Origin of the sequence: Geobacter metallireducens GS-15, assembly GCF_000012925.1 — a bacterium.
Lineage (GTDB): Bacteria > Desulfobacterota > Desulfuromonadia > Geobacterales > Geobacteraceae > Geobacter > Geobacter metallireducens.
Map to the genome: position 1 here is coordinate 2,641,326 of NC_007517.1, position 17,467 is coordinate 2,658,792.

Annotated in this window: 17 protein-coding genes; all 17 read right to left on the bottom strand. The window is 56.7% G+C overall.

What is annotated here, in order from left to right:
• Positions 1 to 27: 27 nt before the first annotated feature.
• The 17 genes from GMET_RS11765 to lpxB all read right to left on the bottom strand — a co-directional run bounded on the left by GMET_RS11765 (position 28) and on the right by lpxB (position 17,417).
• Complete coding sequence (locus GMET_RS11765; RefSeq protein WP_004513286.1) at positions 28 to 975, bottom strand: glycosyltransferase family 8 protein; 948 nt, start codon at positions 973 to 975, stop codon at positions 28 to 30.
• A 132-nt stretch (positions 976 to 1,107) separates the two neighbouring features.
• Entirely contained in the window at positions 1,108 to 1,809 is a 702-nt protein-coding gene (locus tag GMET_RS11770) for an FkbM family methyltransferase (protein ID WP_004513285.1), read from the bottom strand.
• Positions 1,810 to 1,824: 15 nt separating this feature from the next.
• A complete protein-coding gene (locus GMET_RS11775) occupies positions 1,825 to 2,682 on the bottom strand; it encodes a glycosyltransferase family 2 protein (RefSeq protein WP_004513284.1) in 858 nt (285 codons plus the stop codon).
• Between the two features lie 18 nt (positions 2,683 to 2,700).
• Entirely contained in the window at positions 2,701 to 3,741 is a 1,041-nt protein-coding gene (locus tag GMET_RS11780; RefSeq protein ID WP_004513283.1) for an alginate O-acetyltransferase AlgX-related protein, read from the bottom strand.
• Between the two features lie 8 nt (positions 3,742 to 3,749).
• Positions 3,750 to 5,225 (bottom strand): MBOAT family O-acyltransferase, encoded by a 1,476-nt coding sequence (locus GMET_RS11785; protein ID WP_004513282.1) that lies wholly within the window; start codon positions 5,223 to 5,225, stop codon positions 3,750 to 3,752.
• 14 nt (positions 5,226 to 5,239) lie between these two features.
• Positions 5,240 to 5,479: an acyl carrier protein gene (locus tag GMET_RS11790; RefSeq protein ID WP_004513281.1), complete on the bottom strand. Its 240-nt coding sequence runs from the start codon at positions 5,477 to 5,479 to the stop codon at positions 5,240 to 5,242.
• A gap of 3 nt (positions 5,480 to 5,482) precedes the next feature.
• Entirely contained in the window at positions 5,483 to 7,102 is a 1,620-nt protein-coding gene (locus GMET_RS11795; RefSeq protein WP_004513280.1) for an AMP-binding protein, read from the bottom strand.
• Positions 7,103 to 7,121: 19 nt separating this feature from the next.
• Complete coding sequence (locus GMET_RS11800; protein WP_004513279.1) at positions 7,122 to 8,138, bottom strand: glycosyltransferase family 9 protein; 1,017 nt, start codon at positions 8,136 to 8,138, stop codon at positions 7,122 to 7,124.
• Between the two features lie 67 nt (positions 8,139 to 8,205).
• Positions 8,206 to 9,018: a glycosyltransferase family 2 protein gene (locus tag GMET_RS11805; protein WP_011366041.1), complete on the bottom strand. Its 813-nt coding sequence runs from the start codon at positions 9,016 to 9,018 to the stop codon at positions 8,206 to 8,208.
• 55 nt (positions 9,019 to 9,073) lie between these two features.
• Positions 9,074 to 10,003 carry a hypothetical protein gene (locus GMET_RS11810; protein ID WP_004513277.1) on the bottom strand — a complete coding sequence of 310 codons (930 nt, stop codon included), beginning with the start codon at positions 10,001 to 10,003 and terminating at the stop codon, positions 9,074 to 9,076.
• 40 nt (positions 10,004 to 10,043) lie between these two features.
• On the bottom strand, positions 10,044 to 10,793 hold the full coding sequence (locus GMET_RS11815) for a glycosyltransferase family 2 protein (RefSeq protein WP_004513276.1): 750 nt from the start codon (positions 10,791 to 10,793) through the stop codon (positions 10,044 to 10,046).
• Positions 10,790 to 11,869 carry a lipopolysaccharide heptosyltransferase II gene (gene waaF / locus GMET_RS11820; protein ID WP_004513275.1) on the bottom strand — a complete coding sequence of 360 codons (1,080 nt, stop codon included), beginning with the start codon at positions 11,867 to 11,869 and terminating at the stop codon, positions 10,790 to 10,792. Before waaF ends, GMET_RS11815 begins: the two co-directional genes overlap by 4 nt.
• Positions 11,869 to 12,057 carry a Trm112 family protein gene (locus tag GMET_RS11825; protein WP_004513274.1) on the bottom strand — a complete coding sequence of 63 codons (189 nt, stop codon included), beginning with the start codon at positions 12,055 to 12,057 and terminating at the stop codon, positions 11,869 to 11,871. Before GMET_RS11825 ends, waaF begins: the two co-directional genes overlap by 1 nt.
• A 15-nt stretch (positions 12,058 to 12,072) precedes the next feature.
• A complete protein-coding gene (gene lpxK / locus GMET_RS11830; RefSeq protein ID WP_004513273.1) occupies positions 12,073 to 13,140 on the bottom strand; it encodes a tetraacyldisaccharide 4'-kinase in 1,068 nt (355 codons plus the stop codon).
• A gap of 38 nt (positions 13,141 to 13,178) precedes the next feature.
• Complete coding sequence (locus GMET_RS11835; RefSeq protein ID WP_004513272.1) at positions 13,179 to 14,489, bottom strand: 3-deoxy-D-manno-octulosonic acid transferase; 1,311 nt, start codon at positions 14,487 to 14,489, stop codon at positions 13,179 to 13,181.
• Between the two features lie 58 nt (positions 14,490 to 14,547).
• Entirely contained in the window at positions 14,548 to 16,263 is a 1,716-nt protein-coding gene (gene msbA, locus GMET_RS11840) for a lipid A export permease/ATP-binding protein MsbA (RefSeq protein ID WP_004513271.1), read from the bottom strand.
• Positions 16,263 to 17,417: a lipid-A-disaccharide synthase gene (gene lpxB / locus GMET_RS11845; RefSeq protein WP_011366042.1), complete on the bottom strand. Its 1,155-nt coding sequence runs from the start codon at positions 17,415 to 17,417 to the stop codon at positions 16,263 to 16,265. The genes msbA and lpxB overlap by 1 nt, the downstream gene beginning before the upstream one ends.
• Positions 17,418 to 17,467: the final 50 nt, after the last annotated feature.

A 17,467-nucleotide genomic window follows, 5' to 3' on the forward strand; every position in this document is an offset into this window, starting at 1 on the left:
CCCCAGGCCACATTCTACACACCTACGTCAGTAGCGAAATATATAGCGCTTCCAGAAGGGAGTTTTTAACAAACAATAAAGCCAATCGGATTTTCGCTTGGTAAACAATGTATTCCAAGGTTTAGTCGAAGTTGCGTAATGGATAATAGCTGGGCTTTCAAAAGCTTCTAACAACTCTTTTTCGCTGTAGATAGTGTCAAATCCAAGATTCTTTCTATATCCCTTAAACAGGTAATTAAACAAATTACCCTTTACTTTCAATTTCATTTTATGTCTGTCTTTAAACAAATTATACATATATGTGCAAAAGCAATAACGTAACGGGATATAATCAATTTTGTCTTTTAAGACTATATTCAATATATCCTGCTCTGGCTGAACAACAATAGAACTCATTCCCTGCAATGCAATCATAATATCGTCATATATATTATCTTCTCTCATTTTTTTGAGATTATAGACAAGAATCCCTGCTCCTATGCCGTTTTTAAGGATGGATTTAATTTCCGCGGGCATATTCATATTTTCATAATATTTATCAAGTTTTCCACACACCCTAACACCGGCAATATAATTTTCTTCACTTAACATAAAGAAGACATCAGATATATCATCCTTGAATACAACATCAACGTCAGACCATATTATTTTGTCATACTGAGGAAATTCAAGCATTGGCACAAGCTTATATAAACATTCTTTAGTATAATGCCCCTTCCCTTTAATATTTTCCCACTCATTCTTAAACGATTCGCCCATATCTCTGAATTCAACACTTGCATTGCTAAAGAGTGAAACCACTTGCGCCAGAAGATCCCGATTCTCTTCAGATATATCTTCATGTAAGACAATAAAGTGGTATTTATACGATACATTAACATTAGCCAACAACGAGTGAAACGCTACAGCGGCAGGAATTACATAATTATTATCAAATGCAAAAAATACTGGAATATTAAGTTCATTTATAGCCACAAGCACTCCTGCAATCGTTGACTGTATAACCTATCGAGGGATATTGATAATCAATCAACTCCTCATATATACGCATAGCAACAACGTATATGTAAGATTACTTATCATAAAACAAAAACCTTTTTGTCAGTTTTAAGACATAGTTCTGGATGAATCTATAGCTATACTGTCGTTTCCATGAATAAACACTTCATACCCATGTGACTCAAGCAAAATCGTAATTTCTTGCTGTTCTTCCTTCTTCAAGCTTTGATGCTCGTACTTTATCATTTTAGGTCGAATGACATCAAAATCTATCATTTTAATTACTTCCCCATCATACCCTTCTACATCTATTTGCAATAAATTAACATGTTCGAACTTATTATCCCTTATTAGTTCCATAAGATGTACACATTCAACTTCTTCAGAAACGATGTAATCAGACGGTAATCCTGATTGCTTATAATGATTCGGATCCAAAGAACCTATTCCTTGCACCCACTCAGGCAATAAATCCAATTTTGCAGGATCGACATAATGCAAGACTGCCTTCTTTTTGTTCTGATGAACAGCACAGTTTACCGGGATTATATCCGGATATCTTGAATAGTTTTGTTTCAACTTTTCAAAGTAAATTTTCAATGGTTCAACCACAACCCCTCTGCATTTTCGCGATGTAACGAAACTGTACAACTCGTCAAAGCTGACACCATCATTCGCTCCTATCTGGATAAAACAAAAGTCGTCATCGCGATTATACTCTTCTATTAGGTATTGTTTAAATTTATCAATTTTTGTTATTTCATAGCCATAACGACTAATAATTCTATTTACAATTGTTCTTACATGCATACCGTACTCCTTTTTTCATTTAGTATTACGAGTTTGAATAGTTCTTGATGAAAGAGATTCCTGATTCCGTTCACAATAATGCCTCAGTAACGGCTCCGGATACCGTGCGACTCTCGCCCCGAGATACTTGATCTTACGGAGCCTGTTCCAGTCACCAGGTTCCTGATATCTGTAGGCCTCAATATCCCACGGGACGGCGGTAAACCACCGGTGGTAAAAAATAGACGATGTGGTGACCTTCCCTCCTGAAAATTCCTGGGCTTTTCTCATTGCCCAGCGCCCGTTTGAGCGCTCATACCAGAAGGGGTGCCAAACCAGATCGGCCTTCTCCCGCTGGATGAATTTGACCAGCTTTTCAATCCGGTCGGGGACGAATTCGTCATCGTCGTCGAGGTGGGTAATAAAGTCGCCCCGTGCCTGCGAAAGTGCGTAGTTGAACGGGACCGTGCCGGCAACACACCATCGGTGGAGGGGATTCTCCGGATAGTTCCCCCGTTCCGGCAGGTTGATGAAACGAAAACGGGGATCCGTTATTCCCTGTACAAGCCGGGGTGTGTCGTCGGTACAGCAATCACCGACCACAATCAGTTCTATGTTGCCGTAAGACTGTTCGAGAACAGACCGAACAGAACGCTCCACCAGTAACTTGCCGCGATTGTACGTGCCGATGCACACCGTCACAAGGGGCGCATCTTTCTCATAGACCTCACGGTATTCGCGGGAATTTCTGTCAGCATAAAAACCGTCAAGCAATTCCCGGGGAATGTCCAGCCTCGACTTGAGCGTGTCAACTTCATTTTTGAGCTGATTTATCAGCTTATAATTTTTCACCACATTGAAGCTGTTAAAAAAATTAAGCAAATCATCAATCATTGCGCACCTTCCACAAACTCATCGGAACAACTGCCTGGAGAATATCGCCTCGGACGCCTTCCAGTTCCAATGGGTGTCGTCAGCGTAAAAAACGTCCTTTTCACCTCTGCGCACCTCGTCGAGAAGGACCTTCTTGGTGTCGACAAAGATATAACGCTTCGGAAGAGGACGCAACTTTTCAAAAAAATCACTCGTCGGATAGGGGTTATCCACGATGAACTCGCTGTACAGATTGTATTTGTCCACAACAGGCATGAAACAGAGCCGGATTCCCTTTTGGGCGAGCTTGTCGGACAACGTGTTCAGGTTCCGGTTGAGCGCCTCGATCTGGTCGGCTGTGGCGAACTTCTTGTACTTCAGAAAGAGAAGCGTTGATGGTTCTGCTGTTGTGAACAGGTCCCCCTTCAGGTGCCTCACATGGACTTTGCCGACGAAGGCGTGATCGGAGATAGGATAGAGGAGATTGTACAGGATGAACTTGAAATTGCCGGTATTGATGAAGCTCACCTCCGGCATCTGGCCAGCCCCTCCCTTTGCCCGGTAACCTTTGAGTTGCTCCTCGGAAAGTATCCTCGAGAAATCAATCGGCTGGGCGAACTCGTCGAAGCTGAACTTTTCCGCCGCCTCGATGAGGACATACCGGGGCTTCAGCCGGTCCAGATATCCGTTGTTGCACCAGATGGACACGGTGGTTATGGAATCTATGCCGCGGTATTGGCCGACATTGAGGACCGACACGCCGCTCAGGGACGCCATGTAGTCCTGATAGTAACGGTTTCGCCCACCGGCAGCCCCCTGCGAGAACGAGTCCCCGATGGTTAGGACATCAATCTTCTGCCCTGCATAATCGGAAACCTCGAGGTGCCGTTTCGGGAGATCAACATGGTTCGTCCTCGGAACTTTCACGCGGGCGAGGTACCCCATGCGAGCCAGATCACCGCCGGCGTAATGTTTATCGGTCAGCAGATCTTCGGTGACCACTTCCCACAGAAGGAAATTCAGGCCGATGAACAGCGCCACTACAGCTAGAAAGATACGACACCAACGCTTATATTTCATCAGAAACCCTAAAACTGAAAATAGAGAAATTCACTCACCGTGCTCATGCTCATGAGAGCCCAGGCAAAGGTGACGATGGCCAGGGTGCAGCTCTTCCAGGAGGGCTTCAGCATCTCGGCAATCTCATTGGAGTTTTTTGCAAGCAGAATGAACGGAAACGCAAGGGCGACCGAAATCCATGTCTCATCTTTGCCGTCGATCCCTTGCAGCCACGGGCCGAACTGCACGCCCCACTCGCCGAGTTTTGCCAGAAGCGGTATTTTCGCGAGGGAATGGTTCAGCATCAAGCCGTTGACGCCGAACATGCCCGCAAGCACTTTTGTCGCGTCGTGCCACTCTTTCGCTCTGAAGAACACGAAGGAAAGATTTGCGAAGTTGAATGTAAGAAACCAGCCGAGCGCCGGATGCATCCACCATTTGCGCTTTTTCCAGTAGTGATTGAGCACCAGGGCGGTACCGTGCAAGCACCCCCACAGGATAAAGGTCCATCCCGCCCCATGCCAGAACCCGGAGATGAGCATTGCCACGAAGATGGCGGCCAGTGAATTGGCAAAGGTTATGGAACCGAACGAACGGAGGATCGGCGTATAGACGTAGGTGGTGATGAACTCGGTCAGCGTGATGTGCCACCGCTTCCAGAAGTCGATGATGCTCCTTGCCTTGTAGGGGCTGTTGAAGTTGACCGGCAGGCGGATATTGAACAGCAGGCCGATGCCGATAGCCATGTCGCTGTAGCCGCTGAAGTCGAAATAGAGCTGGAAGGTGTAACTCAGACTTGCGAGCCACGCCTCGACAAAGGTAAGCGTCCCCGCCTTGTCGAAACCCGCAGTTGCCCATTCGGAGAACCGGTCGGCAAGGACGACCTTCTTAAACAGCCCCATGGAGAACAAGAGTATCCCGAGATACACGTTCCGATAGCGGAGAACCTTGGTGCGGAGCGATGCGAACTGCGGCATCATGTCGCTATGGTGGAGGATCGGGCCGGCCAGAAGGTGCGGGAAAAAGGTGACAAACAGGGCGTAATTCAGAAGATTTCGCTCTTCCACCAGCCCTTCGTACGCATCCACCAGAAAGGCTATCTGCGTGATGGTGAAGAAGCTGATCCCAAGCGGGAGAACGATCCTGAGAAGCGGAAGCCCGGCATCCAGTGCCGAATTGACGTTGGTTATGAAAAAGTCGACATACTTGAAGAACCCGAGCAACAGGAGGTTCGCGACTATGCCGAAGACGAAGATCGCCCTGCGTGATACTCCCTTCCTGGCTCCGGCCCCATCGGACAGGAGACTGCCGATGGTGTAATTGAACAGGATCGACCCCAGGATGAGGGGAACATACTTAATATCCCACCAGCCGTAAAAAAAGAGGGATGCGAAGAGGAGCCAGGAGTTTGCGGCGACGGCGAGGCGCTTTCCGTTCAGCAGGTAATACAGGAGCAGGGTTACCGGCAGGAACGCCAGGATGAATTCGTAGGAGTTGAAAAGCATAAATCTACGTCTTCTCACTTCCTCGCAAGTTTCTTGTCGACCAGGTCGGCCAGATCGCCCACATTCTTCAGTTTCTGCAGCTCGCCCAGGGCAAACTTGATCTTGTAGTGCACCTCCAGGGACACAATGAGGTTCATGTGCGAAAGAGAATCCCAGGCATCGATGTCATTGGCCGAAGTCTCGCGGGTCAGGACGATGCTGTCGTCGTCGAAAACCTGGCGGAAGATCGGGGTGAGTGCGTCCAGGGTCGGCATAGTTCATTCCTCCATGGTAGAGATGTCCCCGGCGTCCTGCCCCAGGTAGGTTGCCTTCAGGTAGCGGCGCATGATCTTGCCGCTCTTGTTCTTGGGAATCCGTTCGAGGCAGTGGATCTCGTGGGGGGTTGCAACCGAAGAAAGCTTGTTGGCCAGGTGAAGCCGAATCTTCAACTGGAGTTCGTCGGTCAAGGCATACCCCAGGTGGAGGGATACAAAGGCCACGACCTTTTCGTAGAGCAGTTCGTCGGGGGCACCGATCACCCCTGCCTCAGCCACCTCGTGGACCTCGATGAGCGCGCTCTCGATCTCGAAGGGGCTGATGAGATGCCCAGCCGTATTGATAACATCGTCGCTCCTGCCGACGAACCAGAAATATCCGTCGGTATCGCGATAGGCGACATCACCCGTGCAGTAGAAGCCGTTCCTGAACTTTGATGCATAGGCACCGGCGTTGTTCAGGTAAGAGGAGAACATGGAAGCCCATCCCGGCTTGAGGCACAGGTCCCCCTGTTGGCCGGAGCCGAGGAGTTCCCCCTCGGTGGATATGACAACCGCCTCGATGCCATCCACCGGCTTCCCCATGGAACCCGGTTTCACCGGGATTCCCGGACGGTTGGCAATCATAATGGCGCCGGTTTCGGTCTGGAACCAGGTATCATAAACCTCTTTTGCCAGAACGCGGCGGGCCCAGTGGATCACCTCCGGGTTGAGCGGCTCGCCAACACTGCAAATATGCCGGAGCATGCCGAGGTCAAAGCGGGCGAAAAGGAGCGGTTCCTCCCTCATGAGCATTCGCAGGGCAGTCGGCGCAGTGTACCAGACCGAAACCTCTTCCCGCTCCAGGATCTCGAACCACTGCTCTGCTGCATAGCCGCCGCCGAAGTGAACCTGGGTCACGCCCATGCTCCAGGGGCCGATAATGCCGTAGGAGGTTCCGGTTACCCATCCCTGATCAGCGGTGCACCAGTACACATCATCCTCACGAAGCCCGAGGACCAGCTGGGCAGTCGAGTTGATCATAGTCACCGCGCCGTGGCGATGGAGCACCCCCTTCGGCTTTCCCGTGGACCCAGAGGTGTAATGGAGAACCGACGGCGCATCCGCAGGTGTCAGGGGAGTGACGAACGCGGGGGATGCCTCCGCCATGAGCCGGCTGTAACTGAAAATGCCGTCGGCCTGGTGATCGTCGCTGTCAACCAGGATGATGAAGCGAAGATCCGGCAGTTGCGGGCGGATTCGGATAATTTTCCGGAGAAGGCTCTTCTTGGTGATGATGCCGCACGCACGGGCGTCGGCGAGACGGTCCAGGAGAGCCTCTTCGCCGAAGTTGGAGAAAAGGGTGCCTGCAACCGCGGTAAGTTTCAATGCGCCAAGAAAGGCAACGAACTGTTCCGGCTGCTTCGGCAGGTACGTGAAGAACACCTCGCCAGCCCCGACCCCCAGGGAGGCGAGAACATTGGCGAATCTGCCCGAAAGGCCGTCAAGCTCGTTGAAGGTGTAATCACGACGCTCCATGCCGGGCGTGAGCCACCGCATGGCAACGCGATCTCCCCTCCCCAGTCGGCATTGGCGGGAGGTACAGATATCCCCGATGTTGTACTGGCCGTTTTCTATCAGCATGCTTTCCCCGCAAAACTGCTCATGGTCGACCTCCCGTTTCCAGCAATCCAGCCAGTTCGGTCATCACCTCTTCAGGGGTGATGGCGTCCATGCAGGCAATGGGTCCACCGTCAGTTCGAGAGCACTCCTCACGGTTACAGGGGACGCACTCCCATTCTTTCTGAATCACGACAATCGATCCCTGGCGCTGGATTGTTCCGCGAGGACCGTACGGCGCAGAGCCGGGAAAATCGTTTGGCCAGGGTCCCCAGTGATGCACCAGCGTCGGGCCATAGAGGGCGACCGTGGGGACATCCAGTGCCGCGGCCATATGGGTGACGACGGTATCCACCCCCACGTATCCCCTCCCCCGCCGGATCACGGCGGCCAGTCGCGGGAAGGAGAGCACGTCGCCGATGGAGCCGGTGCCCTCAGGCGCCACGGCCAGAATGTCCGCCAGCATCTTTGCATCGTCGGCGTTCGGCGACACCGTGAAAAGCGGTTTCAACCCCGCATCCAGAATCAGTCCGGCAAGCCGGCGCCAGCCGTCAACCGTCCAGCATTTGTACTCCTTGCGCGAGTACGGATGAAGTACTACGTAGCCAGCGTCCCCGAACAACCGTGCCGCATATGCCTCGTCTTCCGCGTCGCCACCCGCGACAACCCGTGGACGCGGAGGGATGGCAAGAGGTTCCAGCCGGGTCAGAACGAGAGGAACGATGTGCATCCGGTCGTCATAGAGACGACAGGAGGACAGCAGCAGTTTTTTCCACCACTCCTTGCCGCGAAAATAGGAAAAACCGTACGACCGGCGACCGGCCGCAACGCAGAAAAGCGTGGTACGATCAGAAACATTGCTGCCGATAGCGTAATCGTATTTCTTCCAGAGCGAAAGGAGAAGCGGCACGACCGATTTCTGCGGATCAATGGTATGGACGGACCGTATGAGAGGATTCTTCGCCAGGACCCCTTCCGTTCCTTTCAGAACCAGGTAATCAATCGTGGCATCCGGGAAACGCTCCTTGATCGAGAGGGCCAGAGGGGTCGAAAGGAGCACGTCACCGATGTAACGGAGCGAGACGATCAGGAATGACGGCGCGGCCGATCTATGGAAATTCGAACGGCTAGTAATAACGCAACCTCCCGCCGAGCCATTTCTCTTTGAGGGTGTGGCCGTGGAACATCCGCTCGCACTTCTGCCACGCGAACTCACGCAGCTTGCGGCGCCACCGCTCAATGAGACGCCGCCCCCGCGTGAGCTGCCACTTTTCCCGGAAGTAGGCCCGATTCTCTGCCACGTAGGGACGTTCGGGGCGATTCTTCCGAATGGCATCCTGGGTCACTGACCCGAAATGGTGGATAAACGATCGCCCCGTTGTCCCAAGCCGGAATCCGGCATTCCGCGCCCGGCGGAAGAAATCCGCGTCCTCGAATTGGCCGATCCGGAAGTTCTCGTCGAAGAGGCCCACAACCTCGAAGACCCGGCGCCGCACCATGAAGCATATGCCGTCGGCCACCCCGCGCCGCACGACATCCCCCATCCGGCCGACGAACTCCTGGGAGTACCCCTCGATATCGTAATTGTACTCCCCTTCCCTGATGGCGGGACTTACCACGTCGAGCCCCTCCTTCCCCGCGGCTTCCAACAGCCCGTCGAGCCATCCCGGCGATACGACCACATCGTTATTGAGGATCATCACCCACTCGGAGGTAGTTTCCCGGACCCCCTGATTCCAGGCGCCTGCACAGCCGAGATTCTCCCTGTTGCGGATCACGCGGAGATCGGAACAACTCTTCAGATACTCAGCGGTGCCGTCGGTGGAACCGTTGTCGATGAGGAGCACGTCCACACCATTCAAACCGGCACGGCGCAAGCTCTGGACGCAGAGTTGCGTATAGGCCACCTGATTGTAGAGAGGGATCACAATACTGATCATCGTCTCTGAACCGTCGGGGGATTCATACCCCTCACTAAAAGTGTGTTCCTTCTGTTCAAAGCCATCCGGTATCCGCTCCACGACCAAGGTCAACCCCTTCGAGTCTCTGATCGATGGGAACAACGTCACTCCCGGTCCGCCCAGCGGCCCTCCATCGGGGAAGTCGGGAACCGTAAATTCGCAGGACTCCCATAAAAGGCTCGTCGCGGGTTGCGCCCGGAAGCGGCACAATGCAGTCGGTCGGTCCACCAAGGGCATTGGCGGCCCAATGTGAATAGCCTGAAATGGGAGTGGCCAGCATGAGCGGGCAACAGGCCAGGGCAAAGAGATCCGCCACCGGATTGACCCGCGAATCATGGTCCGGCCCCTTGTAGTCATAGTGAGAAACGACATCGAGGGTTGCTACGTCGAAGTTTCTGTGAAGCTCCGTATAGGTGTCCGGATCGCCGGTGCCGGCCAGGAAAAAAACCGTATCCTTTTGCCGAGCCTGGATTGCCGCCATGGCCCGTTCGTACCACCAGAGCGGCACGGCCGGCCATTCAGTAGCCGTATTTTCATAACGATCGGGGTCAACCACCTGGAAATCGCCGTGTCGGATATGGACGCCCACCACCGGCCGACCGCTCGTCCGGCCAAAAAACGAGCGGATCTGTGTTGCCAGTGACGGATTGAGGCGCACCTTTCTGGCCACATCGAGGTAGATTGGATCGAGCAGTTCGGAAGGGCCATCGAGGGACCGAAGGATTATCTTCCTGCCCGCAAGCCTCCCGAACATCTCCTCATCACAGTTTCTGACGCGAACTGCGCCCAGCTTGGTAAGAGCCCGGACTTTCCCCCTCCGGGTTCCCTCAACGCTGAAGGAATCGAGTTCATGCCAGTCCAGAATAATGTCGTGCCCGTAGGCCTGACGTATGGCAAAAGCGAGGGGCAGTGTTTCCAGTCGATTAGAGATACCGACGAATTCATTTATATACAGTTTCGGCATAACGGATATATTCCCGCGACCAGAGGTGCGCACACGTTGACTATCGCTGGCGCTCCTCGATCAATTCAACGGACTTTGCATACTTGAGAAATGTGTAGACGGCGTACAGCAGTGAAAGGAGGAGGCCGGTGCTGCCTTCCAGAACTCCCATCCGCAGCACATACATCTTGAAAAAGGTGAAACAGGGCCGGAAAACGATGGAGAAGACCCCCGGCCTTCTTCCTGACCTGGCAATCTCTTCCGCCGCCAGCGTCGAGTATCGGTCCATCCTGGCGACGTAATCACCGATCCCCTCGTAGGTGAAGTGGATCAGATTCCCTTGCAGGGTACTGACCGGACCGGGGCACTCAACGGATTCGTGGACGAGGCGCTCGGCGAAGCGGCACCGGCTCCGGTTGTACAGTCGCAGATTATGGTCAGGGTACCAGCCGCAGTGTTTGATCCAGCGTCGGCCGAAATAATTCTCCCGCGCCACGCGGAAACCGTCGTAACGGGCAAAATCAGTGGAAAGGATCGAGTCCCGCAGTTCCGGTGAAACACGCTCATCCGCATCGATATTGAACACCCAATCATTTACAGCCTGATCGGCGGCGAAGTTCTTCTGTTTGCCGAAGCCTTCCCACTCATGCTCGAAATATCGCACCTTGGGGTGCTTGCGACAGATTTCGGGAGTCCTGTCGGAGCTCCCCGAATCAACCACGATAATCTCATCAGCCCAATCGAGGCTCGCAAGGCAGTCAGAGATATTCTTCTCTTCGTTCTTGGCGATGATGGTGGCCGTTATGTTCATGCAGAATGCTCCAAAGCAGCAACACACGTCCGAAGCCGCTCCGCGGCCTCCACCACGTCGGTCATTGTCACTGCTGTCATGCACCGGTGGTCCGTGGGACACTCCCGCAGGAGGCACGGGGCGCAGTCGGTGTCGCGGCGCACGACGGCGGCACGGTCGCTCCAGGGCGAGGTGGTCGTGTGATCAGTGGGGCCAAACACCGCCACGAGCGGAACACTGAAGGCGGCGGCGATGTGCATGGGGCCCGAGTCGTTGGTGATGAAGAAGTCGCAGCGTTTGATGAGCGCCATCAACTCCCGCACCGAGGTCTTCCCCGCCATGACGAGGGCGGGTACGGTCATGGCGGCGGCGATGTCGGCGGCGATGGCAGCCTCTCCCGGTCCGCCAGTCACCACGACCCGTGCCCCCCAGCGGAGAGACAACTCATCGGCCACGGCGGCAAACCGCTCCGGGTACCACCGCTTGGCCGAACCATAGGTGGCGCCGGGGTTGATGCCGATGACGAAATCGTTCGCGCCGATCCCCGCAGCGGCCAGAAGCCGGGCCGTGCCCTCTTTCTCCTCCCGGGTGACGGTCAGGGAGAGGTGTTTGGCCCCGGTTTCGATTCCGAATCGGGAAAGCATGGCGAGGTAATAGTCGACATGGTGGAGCTTTTTCGCTTCGATGGTTACCGGTGCGCCATGGGTCAGGAGCATCCCCCGTCCGTCGGTTCGGTACCCCATAATCCGGGGGATTCGGGCAAGCCGGGCAATGAGCGCCGCGTCGATAGCGTTCTGCAACAGGATGGCGAGGTCGAACCGCTCCGCCCTGAGCTCCCGTGCCAGTCTAATCCTTCCCCGGATGCCGGCGTGCCTTCCCTTCCGGTCATAGACATGAACTGCATCGACCGTTTCGTGATTGGCGAAAAGTTCAGCCACAAGGGGATTTGCAAGAACCGTTATCCGTGCTTCGGGGAAGGACTCACGAATTGCTCGAAGAGCAGGCGTGGTCATGACCGCATCGCCGAGCCAGTTCACCGCCCGGACGAGAATGGTGCGTATAGCCGATTTATCGAGAGCCGATATGCTGTCGGTCACTAATCGCGTTTCCCCGCTTCTCCAATTTTTTCCGCTTCGTCCACCAGCATGACCGGAATTCCGTCCCGCACGGGGTAGACGAGCCGACATGAATCGCAGACAAGCCCCACCTCGTCGTCCTGGAAGACTACTTCCCCCTTGCACTGAGGACAGGCCAGAATCTTGAGCAATTCGCTTGATAATGCCATAGAGGGCATCTCCTTTTAAAGCACTTTGTCGATGGCTGTTTCGAGGGGTTTCGGATCCATAAGGCTCATCTCCAGCACCGCCGCATAGACAATCCCCAGCCGACTCAGGACCGGTCCGAGCTTGACCGCATCCTTGCCGGTGGTTATGAGGAAATCGGCGCCGGCCGTGCGGCGGGCCGCCATGAGCCGCGCTACCTCTTCCTCTCCGTAGGGGCAGTGGTCGCCAAAGGAAACCGTTGCCGCAAGGTCCACCCCTTCCTCCCGGAGTGAGGCGAAGAATGCGTCGGGGTCGGCAATGCCGGCAAAGGCAACTCCTCTGCGGCCATACAGGGCGGTGAACGGTTGCCGCTCACCACCGGGAAGAAGCTCCACCCCAGCCAGCACATGACCAGCCCGGCAGGATGGAATGGCTCCGTGAACCGCTGGCGCCTCGGCACCGGTGCACCGGGTGTAGACCACCAAGTCAGCCCGTTTGAGGGCCAACGGCGGTTCCCGGAGCAAACCCGCCGGGAGGACCATGCCGTTGCCGAGGGGAGCGCTACAGTCCATGAGGAGGATGTTCAGGTCCCGGTGAAGCCGCAAATGCTGGAAGCCGTCATCCAGGATGAATACATCGGGGTTAAGCCGCTCCTGGGCCAGGAGCCCGGCAGCGTAACGGTCGGTACCGATGACCGCCATGAGCCCCGGCACCGCCGTGGCAAGATGCACCGGTTCGTCACCCGCCTCGGCAGCGGAGAGAAAGACCCTCTGACCGTCCGAGACGATATGCGTCTTTCCCTCCAACGATCCCCCATACCCCCGGGAGATGACCGCCACCCGTTTCCCCCGCGCCATGAGCAGACGCGCAACAAGCGCCACCATGGGGGTCTTGCCGGTGCCGCCAACGGTGAGGTTGCCAACGGAGATGACCGGACGATTCAGCTGCTTCACCCGGAAGATCCCCGCACCATAGGCGAGTGCCCGCAACCGAACTGCCAGGGCGTACGGAACGGAAAGAACAGCGAGAAGCGCCAGAACGAGCCGATCCAGCATCCCCCGCCGCTTGCCGGAAACAAGGTTTCGGAAATATCCTTCGAGTGTCATATTTCATCCGGGTGAGATAGCAAAATGGTAAAACCTCGCTACCTCGCTACCTCGCTACCTCGCTCAATGAGCGGGCCGATGATCTCCAGATGCCGTGCGGCAGCGCCTCCCTGGTCCGCCATGAGCCGGATGCCGTTCTCCCCCATGGACCGGCGGGCGGGTTCATCGGCCAACAGACGGCGCAGGGTCGCTTCCAGCTCCCCATGATCGTTGACCTGCTCTCCCGCTCCGGCACCGAGCACGAGGGCCGTGATCTCGCGGAAATTGTGCATGTGGGGGCCGAACAGGACCGGCGCGCCCACCGATGCCGGCTCCAGGAGGTTATGCCCCCCCACCGGGACAAGGCTCCCTCCCACGAACACCACGTCCGACAGGGCGTAGAGCTTCATCAGTTCGCCGATGGTGTCCACTAGGAGAACGCCGCCGCGTGGCTGCTCCTGAACCTTGTCCAAGGCCGAACGGCGCACGAAGGGAATCCCTTTCCCCTCCAGGAGGGTTCCCACCTCGACGGCCCGTTCCGGGTGACGCGGCACAAGAACCAGGAAGAGATCAGATCTCTCTCCCGCGAGACGGGCATAGATGTCCGCCACAACCTCCTCTTCCCCGGCATGGGTGCTCCCCGCTGTGATGATGAGTGCGCCGGCAGGCAGGCGATAGCTGCAGAGCAGTTCCTGGCGCTCAGCCGGCGTGAGCGATCTGACAGGCAGATCATACTTGAGATTGCGCGTTACGTGGACACGCTCCGCAGGCGCTCCGACGGCGATTATGCGGCGGGCGTCCTCGCTGCTCTGCATGCAGAGGGCTGACAGGTTGTTCAGGATGGGAGCAAAAAAGCGGGAGAACCGGAGATAGCGAGGGAAGGAACGGTCCGAGATGCGGCCGTTGACCATGACTGACGGGATCCCCGTCCGGCGGGCGTGGCGGAGGAAATTGGGCCAGATCTCGGTTTCCACCACGATGACCAGCGAGGGCGCAACGAGTCGAAGCGCCCGGGCAACGGCGAAGCCGAAATCAAAAGGGAAGTAGACCACCAGATCCGCTTCGGGGATAGTGACCGCCACCGACCGCCCCGTCTCCGTCACCGATGACAGCACGAGGGGACGTTCGGGAAAGCGGCGCTTCAGCTCCCGCAGGAGCGGCTTCACCGCCATGGTTTCCCCCACCGACACCGCGTGGACCCAGATCGGCCCCTTGCCGGCAACCCGTGCGAGGCTCTCCGGCGCTATGCACCCGAACCGCTCCCCGAAACCGGCGAAACTTCTCCCCCGGCTCACCGTCCGCCACGCGTGGTGGATAAGGATCAGGGGGGAGAGGAGGAGCAGTAGTATGTCATACACCAGAAATATCATCGAAACGCTCTATCCCCGCTGCCGCCGGTCCCTGGTCCCTGGTCCCCGGTCCCGGCCTCTAACTGAATTGCATATCGTAGAGCTTGCGGTAGAGGCCGCCGCGGGCCAGGAGTTCGTCGTTGGTCCCCACCTCCACCACTTCTCCCCTGTCGATGACCACGATCCGGTCCGCATGGAGCACGGTGGAAAGCCGGTGGGCAATGACGAGGGTGGTCCGGTTCTTCATGAGATTGGCAAGGGCCTGCTGGACCATATGCTCGCTCTCGGTATCGAGGGCGCTAGTGGCCTCGTCCAGGAGGAGTATGGGCGCATCCTTGAGAATGGCCCGGGCGATGCAGAGCCGCTGGCGCTGGCCGCCGGAGAGCCGCACCCCCCGATCGCCGATGTTCGTATCGTATCCTTCCGGCATATCCATGATGAAATCGTGGGCAAAGGCGGCCCGGGCAGCCCGCTCCACCGCCTCCATGGGGGCATCAGAGTTGCCAAGCCTGATATTGTTGGCAATAGTATCGTTGAAGAGGACCGTTTCCTGATCCACCAGGGCAACATGGCTGAGAAGGTCATCCAGGCGCGCCTGCCGCACGTCGACCCCGTCGACGAGGACCGCGCCGCCGGTTACGTCGTAGAAGCGTGGAATGAGCGACATGATGGTCGTCTTTCCTGCCCCCGACGGGCCCACCAGCGCCACCACCTCGCCCCTTCCCGCCGAGAGCGACACGTTGCGCAGGACTTCCTCGTCGTTATAGCGGAACGAGACGTTGCGCAACTCCACGGAGCCCTGGGGCGGCCCCATCTCCACCGGCTCGGCGGGGTCCTCTATGTCGGCCCTCTGGTCGATCACCTCAAAGACCCGCTCCGCGGCCCCCACAGCCTGCTGGACAGTATTATAGGAACTGAGCAGCTTCTTCACCGGCCCGTAGAGCATTACCATGGCGGTCAGGAAGGAGAAGAACTCGGACGCGGACATGCGGCCGTGCATGACCTGGCTCCCCCCGAACCAGATGACCCCTGCTACACCAAGGGAGGTGATAATCTCCATGATCGGCGTGTGGAGCGACTCGTACTTGATACTCTTTCTGAGGTAATGGTAGAGGCCGAGATTCGTCTGGCTGAACCGGTCGATGAAACGCCGCTCCAGGCGGAACGCCTTGACCACCTTGATCCCGGTGAAGGTTTCCTGGAGGATGCTCGTAATCTCCCCCATCTGGCCAAGGGACTGCTTTGCCAGGTTCTTGATCCGCTTGCCGATCTTCTGGGCCGGCACGGCCGTGAGGGGGAGAACGATGAAGGTGATGAGGGCCAGCTGCCAGTTCCGGTAAAAGATGACACCGAGGAGCCCAATGGCCGTCACCCCGTCCCGCAACAGTCCCGTCACCACATTGGCCACTCCTGACTGCATCTGTCCCACATCGCTCATGACCCGGGACATGAGAACGCCCGTGGGATTGTCGGCGAAATAGCGCAGCGGCAGCCCCATGTGCTTCTGGTACACTTCGTTGCGGATGTCCTGGATCGCCAACTGCCCCGCGGTGGAGATGTAGTATTGCTGCACGAAACGGGCGACGCCCCGGAGGATAAAGACGATCATCACCGCCACGGGGAGGAGGATAAAAATCGTCATGTCCTTTTCGGTGAATATCTTCTTGAGAAGCGGCTCCACCAGCCAGGCGATGGCCGCGTCGGTTCCGCCGACACACAGGGAGGCCACCATGGAAATGGCAATGCGCCACCCGTAGGGTTTGCTGTAGCGTAAGAGGCGTTTGAAGGTTTCCATTATCTCTTCTTTCCGAGCATCTCGAGGACGATTCCCGCCACCCGTTCCGAGCAGCCCCCGGAACCGAGCTTTTCCCTGACCCTGGCAAGCCCGGCCCGGGTTTTCTCCGTGTGGACAGGGTCATCCAGATAACGGCCGATCTCCGCGGCGATCCGCTCGGCGGTGGCCTCGTCCTGGATCAGTTCCGGCACCACCCGCTCTCCCGCCACGATGTTGCAGATGCCGATGTGATCGACCCGGATGAGGCGCTTGCCCACCTCGTAGGTCAGGGGGGATACCGTGTAGATGATCACCATCGGCACCCCCATGAGGGCGATTTCAAGGGTAACCGTCCCCGATACCGTCGCGATGGCATCGCAGACCTGCATCACGTCGTAGACCTTGTCCCGGGCCACGACAACCTCCAGCCCCGACGCCGCCAGATGGGGAGCGATGTCGGCATCGGTCAGGCTCGATGCCAGGGGAAGGATGAACTGGATGCCGGGGTAACGGTCCCGTAAAAGTTTCGCGCTCTCCAGGATAACCGGGAAGAGTCGGGCGATTTCCCCCCGGCGGCTCCCCGGGAAGAGCCCCACCACCCGCCGGGAAGGATCGAGCCCGAAGGCAGCCAGGGCCTCGCTGCGGCTCATTGACGGGGAGACGCGATCCGCCAGGGGATGCCCCACGAAGGATACCGGTACACCCGCCTTCTCGTAAAAGGGGACCTCAAAGGGAAAGACCACCGCCATCCGGTCCACGAGCCGGGCGATCTTTTTCACCCGCCCCGTCCGCCAGGCCCAGACCTGGGGACTGATGTAGTAGAGCACCTTGACCCCGGCCCGCTTCGCCACCTTTGCCACGAGCATGTTGAAATCCGGGTAGTCGATGAGGATCAGAAGGTCCGGCGGATTGGTCGTGATGAGACGCTTGAGGGTAGCGTATGCCTTGTAGATGACGCCGAAGTGGGCAAGCACCTCCACGAGCCCCACCACCGCCATTTCCGAAGAATCGACAACGGTCTCCACCCCCGCCGCCCGCATGTGCGGGCCGCCAATGCCGAAAAATGAGAGGGTCGGATCGAGGCGCAGAGCCTCTTTCACCAGGTTCGAGCCATGGAGGTCGCCGGAAGCCTCGCCGGCCACGATCATCACGCGTTTGTTCGGAGCGGTACCCATACGAATACAAAGAGACGCCCACGGGGGGCGTCTCTCCCTTTCATGCACGA